We start from the raw sequence: 18,571 nt of genomic DNA on the forward strand, positions 1-18,571 counted from the left end.
TCTATGACTCGCAACAGCATTGAAGGAAGCTAAAAATATCAGAACAATCCCACTAATAACCCGCTTCATCATTGGCCCTTTCACGCCCAAATAGTTAGGTGCGACACATGCTGGTCCAATTAGCACCTACGAAGCCAGCGAAAGCACATGACGTGAACCTCTTACGCCCTGAAGCTCAAGTCTAGGAATCACCTGGAGCAGTGTCAAACCGCGTTGACTAATATGTTACTGATTCGTCTAAATCCATACCGAAGGGAACCCTGAAGGGCGCGGCCGGCAGTTTCTGTCTGCGGGTGTTGACGATGCGCGACGACACTGTGGCAATCTGCTGGCCGCTTCTACCTGTAGCTTTCCTCTTCTCACTGCATCCCAGATTTTCGGAATTCTACTTCCATTCTGCGGTTCTACAATCGTGGCCCAATCTCCGCCTCCAGAGGAACGACTCTATGATCGTGTTTCGCGAACCCCGCAAACGGCCAATTCCGTGGCGTGAACGCCAGCAGCAAGTGCCCTCCTGGACTGTGCCCTTCTTTTCTCTGGAATGGGTATGGGAGTGGGTCTCGTTTGCGCTGAGTCGCTGGACATTTGTCGAAGTGCTCGAATATCTCAGCAGTCTCTCCGTTCTTGTTGTGGTGTTTTTCTATTTCAGCGAATCGGGAGACCGCGTTAAGCAACGGCACTATCAAGCTTGGCAGGTCATCAATACGGCACAGGGAAAGGGCGGCAGTGGTGGACGCATCGAAGCATTGCAAGAATTGAACCACGACGGCGTGGCACTTATCGGCGTGGACGTTTCGGGGGCGTTTCTACGGTCGATTTCACTTCCCAACGCACGTCTGCGGCGCTCGGATTTCAGCGCAGCAGACATCCGCAACGGTAACTTTGAATCGGCCGATCTTCAGGATTCCAATTTCCGTTCCGCCAATTTTCGGCAAAGCAATTTTCAAGGAGCGTCGCTTGCTGGAGCCGAAATGGATGATGCCGATTTTGCAGGAGCAGACTTCAGCAGGGCCGACCTCTCGGGCGCCGCGCTCGACAATGCTGATCTTCGCCAAGCCTCTCTTAAGAATTCCAACTGGAATCGGATTCGTTCGATTAAGGGTGCCAACCTGTACGGACTGCATGACGCCCCAACCGCATTTATCGACTGGGCCATGAAGCATGGGGCGGTGCAGATGCAATCGGATGCCCAATGGGAGAAATGGAGGCAGACACAAAAACAGTAGCTTTCTCTCAATTTGCCGCAGTGCTTCCCTTCTTGTTAAGGCAGCTCCCATTCTGGTACTTGTCTTGATTGCAGAGCTTGCTTTATGCATCTGGAATCGGGTAAAACGAGGCATTCTATCCAACGGCAGTTGAACGTTTTCTCCGATGAACCGATCACAAGAAAAACGTGCGTCAAAAGAAAGGCATTCGGTTCTGCTGGCTGACGATGATCCCATTGTCCGCGAGGTTGTTAAGACGAAATTATCGGCAGGCCAGGAGTTTGAAGTCATTGGAGAAGCGGTTGACGGCAAATCTGCTATCGGCGAGGTCGAGAGGCTGCATCCTGATGTGCTGTTGCTGGACTTGCTGATGCCCAATCTCCCGGGGATCGATGCTCTTCACGAACTTTCCTCAAAAGGTACCGAGGTTCACACCATCGTTTTCAGCGCGTCCGTAGGGCCTCAGCAGATTGTGCAGGCGTTGCAGCTGGGGGCCCGCGGTATTCTCAGCAAGAAAAGTATCGCTCAACTCGAAGCGGCTATTCGCTGCGTGCTGAACGGGCATTATTGGGTTGATGGCCGCGAGGAAAAAACCATTGGCAAGGTGTTAGCTAAGATTTCTGCATCCTTGACGACGGAGAGGCAGCCCCGAAACTTTGGCCTTACCACTCGCGAGATCGAGGTGATTACACTCGTGACCGAGGGCTGCAGCAATCGAGAGATCGCGTCGCGGCTCAACATCACCGAAGACACGGTTAAGCGGCATCTGACGAACATCTTCGACAAAGTTGGTATGTCCACACGGCTGGAATTGGCTCTTTTCGCTCTGAAGAATGATCTAGCCTCACCAAAGCGTTCTTAACCCAGAACGGAATCGGCAGACTAACAGGCCGCGACTAACAGCTCCAATTCACAGCTGACATTTGTTGGCTGGTATCGACTGAGCAGTTCCGCCTTTGGTCGAGAATGGATCGATTCCATCCGTGCTGGCTCGAAGCAGCAACGACTGAGAGCATGAGCAGAACTTTCCAAGGAATACTCGCTCTGCGGCAAAGTCTCCTCGGGTGTGAATTCACATCTTTCTTGGTCGAAGCCCTGCTTCCGCATCACCTGGTCCACGACGAGAACGTAAACATCTATTAGAGCCGGCAGCTTCCGGAATTTGGCAGAGAGATTTGAAGGAACGTCCAGTTCTCTGGGGGCGGAAATCAGCATGCTGTATCAGTACGACAGTCAAACACACGCGGATTGGGAATGACTCTACCACTTCAGTGGGATTTGAGCGGCAAATCGATCTTTCTAAGCTGAAATGACAGATGCGATCCGCTGTCGCAACTCTAACCAGAAGGCTGCCTCTCATCTCGCTAATCGTAGGGTGGGTCTTGCTGTGTATGTTTGCACCCTGGCGCCAGGTACATCCTTCGGACAACTCACTTGTGCATGCTTTGTCCCGTGCCCCATTGTGGACCAGCCATTATCGAGCAGTTCCAGGAGCTGAGGTGAACGCGATTGAGTTTCTGCTGGAGACCGCCTTGGTACTTTGCGTGGCATTGCTAGTATGGGCCTATCACGCGGGTCCTGATCCACTACGCGGTAACTAACTCTTACACAGCGGTTCCTTCCCGATACAATGGTCAGAATCCCTCGATGAAACTCACGGTCGAAAGAACCGTCCTGGTCGGCTTCGTGATCGTACTTGCCCTTCTCGGCACTGTTGGAGTCGTCTCCCAGCGAACAATCATCGGTTTGATTGACGATAGCAAGTGGGTGACCCATACCTATATCGTGCTGGAACTGCTGCAGCAAATCTCCTTTCGCATTTCCCAGGCTGAAGCTGCTGTCCGAGGATACGTAATCACAGGCGATTCGACATTTGAATCGCAATATGAGGACATTCGGAAGCAAGTTCCCGATCTGATCTCGGAGATGCGCACTCAAACACTGGACAATCCCGCCGAGCAGAGCGATATCAATGCACTGGATACCCTTATCCAAAAGAGGTTCGACACGATGGAAGAGGGGATCCGAGTGCGGAAATCCGGTGGTTTGCAGGCTGTGCTAGCCCTTGGAAGCACTAGCCCTGGCAGAAGATTAAGCATGGAAATCTCGGCGTTAACGGTGAGAATGCGAGGCGATGAAGAGCAGCTTCTCGCCGATCGCAATCAACGCGCACAGTTGAGCGCCCGCCGGGCGTTCCTGGTTGTTCTTTCGGCGCTCGTACTGGCAATGGTGGCTGTCATTGGCTCGGTCGTCCTGGTTTTCCGTGACCTCACGCGGCGACGAGAAGTTGAACGCATGAAATCCGAATTTGTATCGGTCGTGAGCCACGAGCTCAGGACACCGCTTACGTCAATTCATGGTTCGCTTGGACTTCTTGCGTCCGGTCTATTGGGAAAGGTGAATCCAAAAGGCGAGCGCATGCTGGAAATCGCAGTGAACAATACAGACCGGCTGATTCGTCTGCTCAATGACATTCTCGATATGGAGAAGCTCGACTCCGGGAAGATTGCGATGCGGCAGACGCAGTGCAGCGCTCGCGAACTTATCGACCACGCAATCGAGGTCATGCGGCCGATGGCCCAGAATCAACAGATCCAGCTCTCCGGCGACAATTCAGATCTATTGATCTACGCAGATCGAGACCGCATCATGCAATGCCTGACAAATCTGCTGAGCAATGCAATTAAATTTTCCGAGCCAGGCGGTACTGTGAAGGTCTTGGCGAAGCCCGCCGAAAGAGAAGCTCGATTTGAAGTCTCCGATCATGGACGAGGTATCCCAGAAGGAAAGAGACACTCAATCTTCGAGAGGTTTCAGCAGGTTGACACCTCCGATTCACGCAAGCGCGGAGGCACCGGGCTGGGCTTGGCGATCTCTCGCAACATCGTGGAGCAGCACGGCGGCAAGATATGGGTAGAGAGCCAACTCGGGAAAGGGAGCACCTTCTTTTTCACAATTCCACTTGCTGATAAACAGCGCTCCCAGTTGCAGCCTTTTTATGCGGATCCTGCCGACATGGACGGTTCAGAACGGGAATCGAATGCCGAAACACATCCTGCTGATTGATGATGAGGATGACATTCGTGAAGTAACTGCCGTGGGCCTTGAGGCCACTGCGGGATGGCTAGTCTCCTCCGCCGCCTCAGGGATTGCGGCCATCGATTTGGCTAGAAAGACCGTTCCGGATGCGATCCTGTTGGACGTCATGATGCCAGATCAGGATGGCCCTGCGACTCTGCGCCTGCTTCGGCAGGATGAAGTCACTGCGAAGATTCCTGTTATATTTCTGACCGCGAAGGCCCAGTCGATCGAAGGAGAACGCCTGCGGGCTATCGGCGCCGCTGGAACCTTGGCAAAGCCTTTTAATCCACTCACGCTGGCCAATGAAATCAAAGCAATTCTTAATTGGGAATAGAAGTGAGTTCATCAGACAGGCTACTCAAGGACATCGATAAGCTTTGGCAGAAACATCTTCCGCTGATGTACTCCCGAATTGAAACAATTCGGAGTGCGATCGAGAGTCTGAAGCGCGATCAGTTAACCGAAGATTTCCGAACAAAGGCCACGCGAGAAGCCCACAGCCTGGCAGGATCTCTGGGAACGTTTGGCCTGCAAACAGCCTCCGATGCTGCTGCAGAAATAGAGCGCGCATTCCAATCTTCGATTAAGCGTGATGATGCGCTTGGCGTCGGCAAGTACTTGGCTCAGATAAAGCAGGCGGTGGACGGTCGAAGGACAGATTCCTAGCTCTGAGGTGCGCGTTTAGTAACACTTGGCCGCACCTGCTCACGATCAACCACTCCCTTGCCTTCAAGAACCGCGTAGAACCTGTCTGCCGAAAGATTCTTTAATGTATCGATCATGCCAGACGGCCAGCGAATCTCCACAGAGTCGATCTTGGTGGCTGAACCAAGGCCAAAATGCACTCTCAAATCGTTCTGTGAGAGATAGCTCCCGCCGCTGCGAATTTCATCAATTTGCGTCATTCCCCCGGCGGTCAATTTGATCTTTGCCCCGATCGCGGCTCGATTACTCTTGGTACCTGTAAGCTGGAGAGTGATCCAATGATTAGCTGAGCTTCCTTCGTTATATAGGATCAGCGGCTTGCCATCGATATTTTCGACGACTACATCTATTCTTCCATCATTGTCCAGATCACCGAATGCAGCTCCCCGGCTGGGCTCGGGACGCATCACCGCACTGCCCACAAGATTACTGACGTCGCGAAATGTCCCATCGCCCTGATTCAGGAAGACAAGCTTGCGCTCGCGGTACTTCGCTCCCTCCGCTAATGCGTCTACTTGCGGATAGACATGACCATTCACGACGAACAAATCAGGCCAGCCATCGTTATCGAAGTCAACGCAGCCGGTGCCCCATCCAAGATATGGGATTGTCGCGGCGCCGATGGCGGCTTCATACGAAATCTCCGTGAAGCTCATTGCATCATCGTTGCGGTAGAGTGTGTTGCTCTGGTCCTCGAAGTCAGTGACGTAAATGGAAAACCGGCCACTATGGTTGAAGTCACAGGCAGCAACTCCCATTCCCGCTATCTCCCCACCATCACGGCTCACTGCTGTTCCGGAGATATAGCTGATGTCTGTGAAGTGCCCATTGCCATCGTTGCGATAGAGATAGTTCGGCGTCGAGTCGTCAGCTATGAACAGATCGGGACGCCCATCATCGTTGAAGTCGCTCCAAAGCACGCCGAGGCCGTAGTAGCCGCTGGCATCGTCAACACCGGAGCTCTTTGAGACATCGGTAAAGGTGCCGTCGCCGTTGTTGTGATAGAGGCTATCGCCTACTCCTTTCATTCCTCTAGGACCACACTGCACCGGAATACCGCGGTAGCGGCATGTGGCACCAATCCCAAACTTCGGCAGATTCTTCATGTCGAAATCGACGTAGCGCGAGACCATCAAGTCCACAAAGCCGTCGCCGTCATAGTCAGCAAAAGCAGCGCCCGTGCTCCATCGCGGATCGATCAAGTGAGCCTGCTTAGTTACATCTGTGAATGTGCCGTTCCCGTTATTGCGATAGAGCACGAGTCCTTCTTCGCAAGTAACGAGGATGTCGGGCCAGCCATCGTTGTTATAGTCCGCGACAGCTCCTCCCATGGCCCAGCACGGATAGCCCAGTCCCGCGTGATCGGTGACATCAGTAAATGTGCCGTCGTGATTGTTGTGGTACAGAGCGCTGCGCGCTTTTTCGCCTCGCAGGGCTCCTTCGACTGTCGGCGCATTCGTGAAGTAAATGTCAAGCCAGCCGTCCTGGTCGTAATCGAGCAACAGGACGCCGCCGCTCATCGATTCGATTAAGTATCTTTTTTCCGGCGATGCCACGTGCTCAAAACGAATCTTCGAGGCAGCGGTAGCGTCGATCAACTGAAAACCAGGAAGCTTTGGCGGACTGTTACGAGTCCTTTGCCCTGTTCCGGCAGTGGGGAGGCCGAGCAGAAGCAGCGCCGCGAGACACCGCCACAACAGCTTAGGAAGCCTAGAAATCTGGAATCGAAACCTGCTTCTGCCTGACAAATTGGCCCTGTGAACCCGGTCCGAATCCTTATAAAATGCATAAATCCCATGGGAAGAATTTGTGCTCTTAGTCTGGGCGTTCTGCTCTCCTTTGCCAGCGCCGCTCAAGTTACCGTTGCCTCTTCCCCAACGCCACGGTTTGAAGACATAACGAAACAAGCTGGCCTGACCGTACCTCATCTCTCTACCCCGGAAAAGCGATACATCGTGGAGTCAATGAGCGGCGGCGTGGGATTCATCGATTGCGACAACGATGGAAAGCTCGACATCATTAGCGTAAATGGATCGTCGGTAGACCGCTATCGAAAAGGCGGCGATCCGATGATTGCCCTCTACCATCAGGAGGCCGACCTCAAGTTCAAGGACGTAACTGCTCAGGCAGGCCTAACCCATAAAGGGTGGGGGATGGGGGTCGCTGTAGCTGACTTCGACAACGATGGTTGGCAAGACATTTACCTCACGGGCTTCGGCGGCAATGCCCTCTACCGGAACCTTGGCAATTGCAAGTTCGAGGATGTTACTGACAAAGCCGGAGTTCGCGTAGGTGGCTTTAGCACTGGTGCCTCGTGGGCTGATTTCGACCGGGACGGCTTCGTTGATCTCTTTGTGCCCCGCTATGTATTCATCGACATCAACAAGCTTCCGGAGTTCGGCAGCAATGACAAGACCTGCCGCTTTCGTGGAGTCCAAGTGCAGTGCGGCCCATGGGGCTTACCTGGAGAATCCGATTTCCTGTTCCGGAACCGTGGCGACGGAACATTCGAGGATGTATCAAAGAAGGCGGGGGTAGACGATCCCAACCATTACTTCGGAATGCAGGGAATTTGGGCTGACTATGACAATGATGGCTGGCCGGATCTCTACGTTGCGAATGACGCCGGACCAAATTACCTTTATCACAACCGCCACAACGGCACCTTTGAGGAAATGGGACTCATCACCGGCGCTGCTCTCAGTGGAGACGGCCAGGAACAAGGATCGATGGGTGTCGACTTTGGAGACTTCGACCACGACGGCAAGCTCGACCTCTTCGTGACCAACTTCACTGAGGAGCCAGATACGCTTTACCGAAATCTGGGTGCGCAGGGATTCGCCGACATCAGCTGGAATGCCGGAGTGGCGCAACCCACTTATCCGTACGTAGGTTGGGGAACCGCGTTTTTTGATATGGATAATGATGGCTGGGATGACATCTTCATCGCGAACGGTCACGTGTATCCGCAAATGGATCAGGTCAAGGGCGGGGTCCCATACCGTCAGCCTCTGCAGCTCTTTCGCAACAAGCGAGACAAGAGCTTTCAGGATGTGACTGCTGGTTCTGGACTCGACAAGCTGCCGCTACAATCGCGGCGCGGCGCCGCTTTTGGGGACATTAATAATGATGGCAAAGTGGATGTTTTGCTGATGAATGTTGGGGAACCGCCTACTTTGCTCCTCAATCGAACCGAGAGTTCGAATCATGCCGTGCTCTTCAAACTAGTCGGAACTAAAAGCAACAAAGCAGCCATTGGAGCGAGGGTCACAGTAACTGCAGGAGATTTGATTCAATTCCGGGAGGTGCAAGCTGGCTCCAGCTATCTGTCCCAGAACGATCTTCGGCTTCACTTCGGCTTGGGAACTCAGAGCAGCATGAATACGATCGAAATAGCCTGGCCAAGCGGACTCAAGGAGAAGTTCACGGACTTACCTGCTGACGTCATCTACACGATCGTCGAAGGAACGGGAGTCACTGACAAGAATCCGCTTGCCGGACAAGCTTCCGCTGGTAACGCTTCGCCTTCGGTGGCGAAGAAAACTGTTCCGATGAAATAGCGACGCAGCTCGATTCCCTACATCGGCTTCTGCTGTTCTCCCCTCGGTGTCAGTTCATTGTCTCTGGCCTGCTTGAGTTGGCGGAAGCGCGCCATATGTTGCTGCGCCGCGTCAGTCTTTCCCATTCTGGTAAAGAGAAGCGCGAGTTGGTACTCAGTCTCCGGTTCAGATGCATCGGCGTGCTGCGAGCGCTCGAGGGCTGCGTGAGCTTTATCAAATTGACCTTCCTCGAGATAAAGAGTTCCAATTCCCAAAAGCGCTTTTGGATTTCCTGGTTGTTTTTGTAAGACCGTCTCGAACCGTTGAATGCCCTCAGCGGTCCTCCCTTCCTTGCGGGCCAACATCCCGAGTTCATAGTGCGCTTCGAGCAGACTGGGATCGAGCTCGAGGGAATGCTCCAGCCAGTTGCGTGCGTCGGCGTACTTCCCCTCGGCCAGATATGCTATCCCCAAGCCAAGCGCTGCCTGGCCGTCTTCCGGGCGTTTTGTCAGATAATCCGCAAGCAACTCGGCGGCCGTATCGTATTTTTTTCCCTGCAACATCACGGCAGATACCAAGTACTTGTCATCCAGGTTTTCGGCGCTCTTCTCCTGAAGCTCACCAGCGAATCGCAGAGCCAACAGTGCCTGCTTCGTTTCCATAGCTTCCACGATCAATGCTCTGAGAACTGGGAGAGAGTCGGGATCGATGCTGTGCGCCCGCTGAAGTGTAGCCAAGGATTTCTCATGGTTCTTTTGGGCAGCGTAGACGTGAGAGATGGCTACAAGCGTATGAACGGAATCGGGATTACGAGAAAGTGCGCGATTCAGCCTGCTGAGTATCTGAGTTTGAGAAATCAACACCACCGCCTCGGAGCTTTGTCCCACGGCGGTCAGACACGCAGCCTTGAGCGCAATAATTTCGGCGGATAGCGCTGTAGGCGGAATGCCATCGATCAACTGCAGCGCCTGACTACATTTGCGCTGCCCCATATAAAGGCGTGCTAATTCAATCTTGAGATGCGGGTCGTGCGGAGAAAGCGCCAATGCTTCTCGATAAGCAGCGGTCGCCTCAGCATCTTTGCCCTGCGTGACGAGAGTACTCCCAAGGTTCTTTCTCGCCTCGACTGACTTCGGATTGAGCTGAAGCGCGCGACGGAACAGTGCCTCAGCCTCCGCATCGCGCTTCTGCTTTTCGCGAACTACTCCCAGCAGGGTTAGAGCGGCTTCGTCGTTTGCATTCGACGAGAGAGCATCCCAGAGAATCTTTTCGGCGCTATCCAGATGTCCGCGGTTTACTTCGCTGCGCGCGGTTGCGATTGAAGATGAGGGAGCAGACCTCCGCTGACGATCAGAGCCGGCGCAAAGCACCGCAGAGGCCACAGTCAACGCCGCCACGAATCTACAGAACCTAGTTCGATTCCGGAACATCTCGGCCACGATTACGGTTCTTAAGAGTTTGGTAGAGCTTTAGCTCGCGCTGGGCATCTTCGTTTCGCGAGTCGCGCCGATAGGCCATTGCGAGCTGATAATGAATGTAGTCGCTCTCCGGAGTGAGTTTGGTTCCAGCCTCCAGATTCGAAATAGCCTCTTTTACTTCACCTCGCTCCAACAGCAGCTTCCCTAATTCGTAGTAGGCATCTGCATACTTCGGATCCTGATCGATGACCTGCCGCAAGAGGGAGAACGCCTCAGTCTTGTCTTGGCGTTGGATCAATGCATAAGCAAGGTGGTACTTGCTGGCGACATCGGTTGGATTTAGCTTAAGCGCTGCCCGGAATTCCTTTTCAGCTTCAGCGCTCTCGCCCTGATGGATCAGCACCACTCCGGCCAGAAAGTGTAGGCGCGCCTGACTTGGGTCGATTGTCAGTGCCTTGCGATATTCTTCCAGCGCCGCGCTGTATTCTTTCCGATCCGCGAAAGCCTCCCCCAGCAATGTGTGAATGTCCGCGGAGTTGGGATTTTTACTACTCAGATCCTGGAGCCGCCGAACGCCTTCCGTGTAATCGCCAGTTTTCACCAGGGACGTTGCATACGCGTATCCCAATCCGGGATCTTTGTCGACTTCATCGGGAATCACCTTCAATGTCTCCGTCGTCTTGCGGAAATCCTGCGAGCTAAAGAAGCTCAGTCCCAGCGCAGCACGAGCGCGAATGTCTTCCGGATGTTGTTTCAGGACACGACCAAGAGGGGCGATTGCCTGGTCAAATTGATTGGCATAGAACGCGGCCATGCCTGTGTTGCGGTCAAGGGTGTCGAGTAGTGGGTTCCAGTCAGCGGCTTTACGGAAGTATTCCAAAGCAACCGGAAATGTCTTTTGACTCGCGGAAATTACTCCGAGATTGTTGTATGAATCCGCGACCGCCAGCCGTATTTCATTGATGTAATCGTCAGCTTGTTTGCGCGTCTCAGGCGAGACGAGGATCGTTTCGGTAGCGGTAATCTCTTCCTTCTCAGACAGGTTCGCAAGTTCAGGAAATTTTTGATTTTGCGTCTCCTGGGGACGCATGGCGCGGTCGCGAAGTTCCTTAGAAATGGCCAGCTCCTTCGCCCCTTCGTCTTTGCGTCCGCTTCGGAGAAGTATGCGACCGAGCAGATAGTGCGCGCGATTAATCTGGTATTCGTTGCGAGAAATATCGGTTGTAACGGCAATCGCCTTGCGCAGGGTTGTTTCGGCTTCTGAATCGCGCGCCTTGTCGGTGTATAGCTGCCCCAGCGAAATGAGAGGGTCAGGATTCCGCGGGTCAATCTGCGTGGCTCGCAGAAGCTCCTTTTCCGCTTCTGCGAATCGTTGCTGCCGGAGTGCGATATATCCGAGCAAATAGTGAGTCCGCTCATCATTCGGACTTAGCTTTGCTTCAGCCTCCAGCTCCGGTATTGCGGTCTTGAATCCGGACTCACCGTCTCGTCCTAGATAAGCTAGCGCCAAAAAATAATGAGCCTGTGGCAGCTTTTCATTTTTTGCGATCGCCTTCTTGAATTCATCGATCGAGTACTGGAGTGCCTCCCATTCTCCATTGCCGTAAGCACGGCCAAAGCGCATGTGAATCTCCGCAGTGTCGCCCAGCCCGGTAACCATCTCCTCGAATAGCATGCGGGCATGGGGAAGATCATTCAGCTTGACGTAGGTGAGCCCCAGAAGGTAGCCCACGTCGAAACTGGGTGCCGCCACAACGGCGACCTCCAATTCCTTGCGAGCGGCGTCGTACTCTTGCTTGCTGAATAGAATCTGGGCAAGAACCACCCGAGCTGCTGTGTTCTTCGGATGTCGTGCAATTACTTGCTCCACCAACGATTGCGCGCCGACGAAATCCTTCTGTTGGAGACGCATAGAGGCGTAATCGAGCTGGACGCTGTCGTCCTCAGGCGCTAACCGCGCGGCTTCTTCAAACAGATTCGTCGCCTGCTCGAATTGAGCAACATGCGCCTGCGCATTTGCGGCGCCGCGCAGCACGCCGGCCAGAAAGCCTTTGTATTCCGCGGCGGCCTTCTCCTGATCACCAGCGAGCTGAAAGGTTCGAGCAGCGTCATAGTGCTGTCGAGGATTTACTACTTTGGTCTGCGCTTTCTGTGACTGTGCCTGGTTGCAGCTAGGAAGAAAACAGAGGAGCAGCGCGAGACGGAACCGCGAGGCCATGCAAAGCCTTGGTTTACTTCTGAAGATACCGCGCACCACGAGCGAAGATGACCGCATGTTTACTGCAGGATACTCGAAGATCAGTGCGATCGATTCGAGAAAACAAGTATGGGGCTTGATGCTGGATCAAGCCCCATTTTCTTCTGAGGAGCAGCTAGAAAATAAACTTCAAGCCGTACTGAATTTCACGCGGCCCCCTGTCCTTCGTCACCTGTCCGAACGTCGGGTTACGTGTGTTGGCTGCATCGAACGTTACCGTGTTGATCGGCCGACGGAAACATGCACTCGCGGGATTGTTGATGCTGTTCATATCCGTTGCGCTCGTACTGGTCGTTGTGCATCCGCGCACGCTGTTCGAGAGGGTCGTATTTATGTTCGCCGTATCCTGATAGTTGCCCAGGAACTGCGCTTTGTTGAACAGGTTGAAGAACTCCATGCGGAACTGCATGTGGAACCGCTCGGTGAGCTTGAAGTTCTTGTAGAGCGAGAAATCGGTGTTGGCGATTCCAGGCGAAGAGCACTCGCCTACAGAGGCGTTGGCAGCGCCAGTTCCCCCAAACGTACCTATCTGATATCCAACCATCGTCCATCGATTCGGATTCAACCATTGGAACTCGGGAGAACCCGAAGGAGCGCGACAAGGCTGGCCCGGTACCACCAAGGGACGAATGTTGTCCTGATTGGCACCTGCTCCACTTATACCGCCTGGAGCAGTATCGACGGCGCGGGCGTTGAATATCGATAACGACGAACCGCTGGTGTACTGCAGGATAGTGGCCATTTCCCAACCGCCAAGAGTGGTCTTGACGAAGGAGTTGTAGTCGTTCAGTTGCGGAGCGTTGTAGACGATATTTGACGTAAATACATGCGGCCGATTGATCTGACTCGGCCCGTAGTTCAGGTGAGGATTGGCGGGATCCTGCAACAAGCTTGCCCGATTGTTGTTCCCGCTATTGGTTATGTCTGTATCACTAAGCGATTTGGACCAGGTGTAAGCAAACTGCGCGTCGACAGATTTCACTTTCGCGCGGTAAAGGGCCTGGAGTGCATGGTAGTTGGAATCGCCACCCCAGAATGCATCCGTGATGAAGCCGAAATTCGCCGCACCGAACTGCCTAACGCTGTTGCCGTTGTTGAGCGCATAGGTTAGACGTTGTGAGGCAGGCACAGGGTTCGCATCCGTGTACTGCAACATGTGAACTCCGCGATTGCCGACGTAGGCAAGTTCCATCTTGCTGTCGTGTGAGAACTGATGTTCGGCCGTCAAGTTCCATTGCCACGTGTTGGGCAGAATGTCGCTTGTGTCCTGCGCGAAGCCTGGAGCCCCGGCAGATTTGAGCGCTCCGGGCGCCGGAGCCACATCCAAGAATCGGCCCGGACCGTAATCTGCAGTCAGCGAAAATGGCGGGTTCGTTGCCATTTGCAGTGTATTGTTGAGACGTTCGCGCTGGAAGAACTGTCCGACGCCTGCGCGAATCGCAGTCTTTCCGGTGCCCCAGGGATCCCATGCAAAGCCGAGCCGAGGTGCAATCGCGTGGTTGTTATTGTCCTTCAGTGCACGGTTTACACCAGCAGCTCCGCCTTTGAATCCTGCAGCCTGGCAGAAATTAGTGCCGGGAGGCAGCAACAATCCGTTGCATGCATCGTTGCCCAACGCTGCGTTAAAAGCGCTCGGACTAAAGGTGGCGATCCTGTCTGGGCCGCTATACGGCATACGCAGGAAGGACCAACGGAAGCCGTATTCCACGGTTAGGTTGGGACGCATTTTCCAAGTGTCGCCAAAGTACGGTTCGACATCGTGCCAGCGAATCTGAGAGTACGGATTCGTCTGGTTCTCGCTACCGCCCCATTGCACCTGATTCCACAACATATTGAATGCGCCGTTCCCAGTATTGTTGCTGGCCGCTCCCCAATAGAAAGCATTCTCTTGGGATTCGTTTTCCACCATTTCGTTTTTCTGGTTGTTGCTTACGAGGAACCCGACTTTGAAGGTGTGACTTCTCCATACTTTAGAGAGGTCGTCCTTTGCGATATAGAGTTGCTCGTTGTTATGCCACGGTCCCTGCATCCACAAGTTGCTGCCGGTGGCGCAGTCTGGACCGCAACCGCCCCAGAATCCCGGATAACCGATCTTGTTTCCGTTGAACTTCTGAGAGAGTGGATAGAACGTGGGCGAGGCTGCAATGATCTGGTCGTTCAACCCAGGATTGGTTCCAGATTGACTTACCGTGATGCGGTTGGCGGCATAGGAAACCTGGAAATCATTGACAGCGCTGTTTCCAAAGAGTTTCGTCAGTTTGACTGTAGCTTGATAGCCTGGCTGCTTCCAACCACCTTCGATCGATGGAAATTGATCGTCTCCCCAGAAGCCAAGCGTGCCGGGGAAAGGCTGCTCCCAGTGGTCCTGTGTAAACCGGCCAAACAGCATCCAGGTTTTACCGAGATTGTAGTCACCGCGAATATTCTCTTCTCTCCAGTAAATGGGCGCGGTGATTGACGTTGCCCAGTTTTGGCAGTTCACCGGATTGGCTTGGTTAGGGTCGGGGAACATCTTCAGATAAGTCTTTCCCGCATTGGAAAGTCCGCCAGTGGGGACCTGCGAAATGTTCGTAAATGTGGTTCCACCAATGGCGGGAGCGGGATCACAAGGATTCCCATTATTGTCCTTATCTGTACGCCGATTGCTGAAATCCCCATTTTTTTCCGCCGCCGTGGGGACATCACCTGTTCTTGCCTTGCCACGAAGTTCGCGATTCCACTCTTGCGACCAGAAGAAGAATAGTTTGTCCTTCTTGATGGGACCGCCAACGTTGTAGCCGAAGTCGTTGCGGCGCAACTTGTCTTTCGGGATTTTATTCAGACTATTGAACCAATCTGTGGCATTCAAGGCGTCGTTGCGCCCGAAGTAGTACGCGCTGCCGTGGAAATTATTTGAGCCGCCGCGCGTCACGATGTTGATGATTGCGCCCATCGCCTGGCCGTATTCAGGACCATAGCTGTTACGCAGCATCTTGAATTCCTGAATCGAATCAATCGACGGGTACACCAGAATCGTGCGGTTCGATCCGATGTCGTTGTTGTTCACGCCATCGACCATGAAGATGTTTCCAGTAGTGCTGTTCCCGTTTACCGAGAAGTCGACACCAGCTTCCAAACCCTTGTGCTTGGAATCGAAGTTGGCCTGCGGCGAGACCCCGGGCATTAGCTGAGTCAGCTGAACGAAGCTGCGGCCGTTCAGAGGCAGTTCGCGAACCTGGGTTCCGTCGACAACGTTACCCACCGCGCCAGTTGAAGTTTCCACTTGGAGAGCATTTGCCTCTACAGACACTACCTCAGTAGTGCCACCGGGTTGAAGCTTGAGATTTATGGTGGCGTTGCTGGAGACGTGCAGTTCAACGTTCCTGGCGACAACCTCCTTGAAGTTCGGGGCACTCGCCTTCAGCTCGTACGTTCCGGCTGCGAGATCCTGGATGGTGTATTCCCCTTGCCCGTTGGTAGTCGTCGTTCGCACGGCAGCAGTGGCAACGTTGCGTGCGGTGACCGTAACGTTCGGCATCATCGCTCCACTGGAATCGGCCACCGTTCCCAGAATTGTTCCTGTGTATTTCTGCGCGAAGGCCGAGCAGGTTGCGAAGAGAAGAGAGAACAACAGCAGAGCGCTGAGTTTGTGCTTCATTTGCTTCCCCCATCGAAGATCGATGACAGCTTGACTGCACTAACAGCCGGTTTTTTGGAGCCCGTCAGTTCTTACGAATTGACTGACAAATCGATTTAGTAGAGCTTTTCGGCTGCTAATTAAGCTGCATAACCTGTTTTGTTGTCAAGGATTTTTTTATTTCGCGAATTTACAGGCCAAAGCTGTACTCTGGGGTGCAAGCTGAGAGCACACAACCGCGTAAAGGTGATATGGCCAAATCCAAAGACGGCAATAAGGGCAAACGAGATGTCGCCGGTAAGAGGCATGCCGTTCGTACGCTTAGCCTGAAGGCCCTCGCAGAACACCTAAACCTTTCTCCGGCAACGGTTTCGCTTGTGATAAACCGCGCCAAAGCGGCAGCGGCTATCCCGGAGGAAACGCAAAAGCGCATTTTTCAGGCGGCCAAGGACTTGAATTACCGTCCCAACTTCTATGCTCGCTCCCTGCGCATGCAGCGTTCGTTCACAATTGGGATTCTCCACCCCGATCTTTCTGATTACGTTGCTCTTTTGACTAGCGGCATTGAGGACTACCTCATGCGGGAAGGCTATTTTTACTTCGCCGCCGGCCACCGCAATAACCCGGAGTTAATCGAGGAGTATCCGCTCATCATGCTCGACCGGTCAGTTGAGGGCATCATTGCCATTGATACCCCGATTACGCATTCACTTCCTTTGCCGGTGGTCATTGTGGCAGGTCATCGCAATCTCGACGGCGTTACCAACGTGATTCTTGATCATCGGCGCGCTGCGGAACTCGCGCTTGGCCATCTTGTTCGCATGGGACATCGCGAGATCGCGTTTATGAAGGGACCAAAAGTCAGCTCCGACACGGAAGTTCGCTGGCAAAGCATCTGCGAGGTCGCCAAAAACCTCGATCTCGAGATGAAGCCGTCCTTGTGCGTCGAAATGGAATTCAGTACCCCGTTTCCCGATATGGGATATCCAGTTGTGCAGAGACTTCTCGCCAGTGGTGAACGCTTCACCGCGTTGTTCGCATTTAATGACGTCTCTGCCATCGGAGCGATTCGCGCGCTCCGCGACGCAGGACTGGAAGTTCCGGGCAGCGTAGCCGTCGTAGGTTTCGATGATATTCCCAGCGCGGCTTATAACACTCCGAGCCTGACAACAATCCGTCAGCCTTTGCGTCGCATGGGCGAAATCGCCGCCCGCACTCTGCTCGATCGTCTTCGCAACAAAGGAACATTCCCAAACGAGGTCGCTGTAGAGCCCGAGCTGGTGATTCGTGAATCCACCACCACACGGTTGCGGCCTTCGGCGCCACCGCCATCAGAGAGTGTTCAGGCATCTGCAATCAGTAATGATTAGGGTGCAGCCGGTGCTTCTGTCAGAGCATCGCCGAAGTCACGGCTCAAAGACTTGATCTAAATCGATTTACTAAGCACATTTTGGTGATGGGTCAGTCCAGCCAGCGCTGGGACCAAGTAGAATTTCTGCCATGTTTGAGAACACTCGTGTTTCTCTTCTTCTCTGCGCTCTCGGCGCTCCCCTGCTGATTGCCACAAAATCCTTTGCCGAACCGGTTCCGTTTAAGCGAGCAATTGAACTGGCCATCCGCAACAGCACCGCCATGAGTTCCGCTTCTGCCGATGTGAGCCGACTGCAGTCGCTGTATCAGGAGTCACGGGACGCCTACATTCCGCAGGTCTATTTTGGCTCAGGGCTTGCATACTCATTTGGATTCCCGCTGGGCGAACCTTCGATTTTCAAGGTCAGTTCCACCAGCCTCTTACTCAATTATGCGCAGCGTGAGTTCATTAAAGCCGCGCGCAGTGACATGCGCGCTGCGACTGCGAGTAAAGAGGACAAAAAGAACCAGGTGATCCTCGAGACTGCGCTTTCTTATTCGGAACTCGACAAGAACCAGGCTTCAATCAACATTCTTCGCCAGCAGGAGGACGCCGCGCACAAGTTCGAAACCATCGAGCAGCAGCGGATTCAGGCCGGAGTTGACCCAGCCATCGAACTTACACGAGCGAAGCTGAATACGGCGCGCATTCGACTGAAAATTGCGGAACTCCTCGCCGCTGCCGATACGCTCAGGCTTCGTCTATCGCAACTGACCGGATTGCCGGCCAAAGATTTTGAGACCATCGGGGAATCGATTCCTCGTCTTCCGGAAGTCTCACAAGAGGAAGATCTGCCTGCGCGTGCCCTTGCCTTCAGTCCTGTCCTCAAGAGCGCACAGGAGCTGGCGGCGGCGAAGCTGTTTCAGGCGCGTGGTGAGCACAAGCAGCTTTATCCTGCGGTGGATCTCGTTGGACAGTACGCACGCTTCAGCAAGTACAACAATTACGACCAGTACTATAAGACGTTCAAACGCAATAACGGCGCCATCGGGGTGGAGATTCGCGTCCCATTTTTGAACAAAGGTCAGAGAGACCACAGCGAGGCTCTGTACGCGGAGGCACAACGAGCGCGAAAAGACGCGGATGCGGCAAAGGAACAGGTCTCCACCGAGACTCTTAAACTGCAACGTACCGTCGCACAGCTCAGTGCGGCGCGCGATGTCGCGAAGCTCGAGTACCAGCTCTCGCAAAATAATACTCAGGCTATGCAGGCCAAGATCGAGGCCGGCCAGGCCACCTTGCGCGATCAGCAGCAGGCGCAACTCGATGAGAACGATAAATACTCGGCCTTGCTCGATGCGACCTATGAATTGGATAAGGCCCAGATGCAGTTGCTGAA

Annotated in this window: 12 protein-coding genes; 8 read left to right on the plus strand and 4 right to left on the minus strand. The window is 53.8% G+C overall.

All coding sequences use genetic code 11. From position 1 onward, the window contains the following. Nucleotides 1–302 precede the first annotated feature (302 nt). The 5 genes from DMG62_02225 to DMG62_02245 all read left to right on the plus strand — a co-directional run bounded on the left by DMG62_02225 (nucleotide 303) and on the right by DMG62_02245 (nucleotide 4,952). Nucleotides 303–1,226 carry a hypothetical protein gene (locus tag DMG62_02225; protein ID PYY24697.1) on the plus strand — a complete coding sequence of 308 codons (924 nt, stop codon included), beginning with the start codon at nucleotides 303–305 and terminating at the stop codon, nucleotides 1,224–1,226. Between the two features lie 145 nt (nucleotides 1,227–1,371). Further along, a complete protein-coding gene (locus DMG62_02230; GenBank protein ID PYY24698.1) occupies nucleotides 1,372–2,067 on the plus strand; it encodes a DNA-binding response regulator in 696 nt (231 codons plus the stop codon). Between the two features lie 785 nt (nucleotides 2,068–2,852). After that, nucleotides 2,853–4,271 carry a hypothetical protein gene (locus DMG62_02235; GenBank protein PYY24699.1) on the plus strand — a complete coding sequence of 473 codons (1,419 nt, stop codon included), beginning with the start codon at nucleotides 2,853–2,855 and terminating at the stop codon, nucleotides 4,269–4,271. Then, entirely contained in the window at nucleotides 4,246–4,620 is a 375-nt protein-coding gene (locus DMG62_02240) for a two-component system response regulator (GenBank protein ID PYY24700.1), read from the plus strand. Before DMG62_02235 ends, DMG62_02240 begins: the two co-directional genes overlap by 26 nt. A 65-nt stretch (nucleotides 4,621–4,685) precedes the next feature. Further along, nucleotides 4,686–4,952: a hypothetical protein gene (locus DMG62_02245; GenBank protein ID PYY24716.1), complete on the plus strand. Its 267-nt coding sequence runs from the start codon at nucleotides 4,686–4,688 to the stop codon at nucleotides 4,950–4,952. Here the strand turns inward: DMG62_02245 and DMG62_02250 are convergent. Further along, nucleotides 4,949–6,919, minus strand: coding sequence for a CRTAC1 family protein (locus DMG62_02250; protein PYY24701.1), 1,971 nt, complete (start codon nucleotides 6,917–6,919; stop codon nucleotides 4,949–4,951). The genes DMG62_02245 and DMG62_02250 overlap by 4 nt on opposite strands. Between DMG62_02250 and DMG62_02255 the strand changes: the two genes are divergently transcribed. Continuing rightward, nucleotides 6,788–8,551: a CRTAC1 family protein gene (locus DMG62_02255; protein ID PYY24702.1), complete on the plus strand. Its 1,764-nt coding sequence runs from the start codon at nucleotides 6,788–6,790 to the stop codon at nucleotides 8,549–8,551. The two genes, DMG62_02250 and DMG62_02255, sit on opposite strands and share 132 nt — an antisense overlap. 17 nt (nucleotides 8,552–8,568) lie before the next feature. Here the strand turns inward: DMG62_02255 and DMG62_02260 are convergent, their stop codons facing one another. The 3 genes from DMG62_02260 to DMG62_02270 all read right to left on the minus strand — a co-directional run bounded on the left by DMG62_02260 (nucleotide 8,569) and on the right by DMG62_02270 (nucleotide 15,842). Then, nucleotides 8,569–9,960 (minus strand): hypothetical protein, encoded by a 1,392-nt coding sequence (locus DMG62_02260; GenBank protein PYY24703.1) that lies wholly within the window; start codon nucleotides 9,958–9,960, stop codon nucleotides 8,569–8,571. After that, nucleotides 9,941–12,223: a hypothetical protein gene (locus tag DMG62_02265; GenBank protein PYY24704.1), complete on the minus strand. Its 2,283-nt coding sequence runs from the start codon at nucleotides 12,221–12,223 to the stop codon at nucleotides 9,941–9,943. The genes DMG62_02260 and DMG62_02265 overlap by 20 nt, the downstream gene beginning before the upstream one ends. Nucleotides 12,224–12,320: 97 nt before the next feature. Continuing rightward, nucleotides 12,321–15,842, minus strand: coding sequence for a hypothetical protein (locus tag DMG62_02270; protein PYY24705.1), 3,522 nt, complete (start codon nucleotides 15,840–15,842; stop codon nucleotides 12,321–12,323). Between the two features lie 230 nt (nucleotides 15,843–16,072). Between DMG62_02270 and DMG62_02275 the strand changes: the two genes are divergently transcribed. Further along, nucleotides 16,073–17,191: a LacI family transcriptional regulator gene (locus DMG62_02275; GenBank protein PYY24706.1), complete on the plus strand. Its 1,119-nt coding sequence runs from the start codon at nucleotides 16,073–16,075 to the stop codon at nucleotides 17,189–17,191. Nucleotides 17,192–17,321: 130 nt separating this feature from the next. Next, a partial coding sequence (locus DMG62_02280; GenBank protein PYY24707.1) for a hypothetical protein occupies nucleotides 17,322–18,571 on the plus strand: 1,250 nt, incomplete at its 3' end.

Source organism: Acidobacteriota bacterium (assembly GCA_003225175.1).
GTDB lineage: Bacteria > Acidobacteriota > Terriglobia > Terriglobales > Acidobacteriaceae > Gp1-AA112.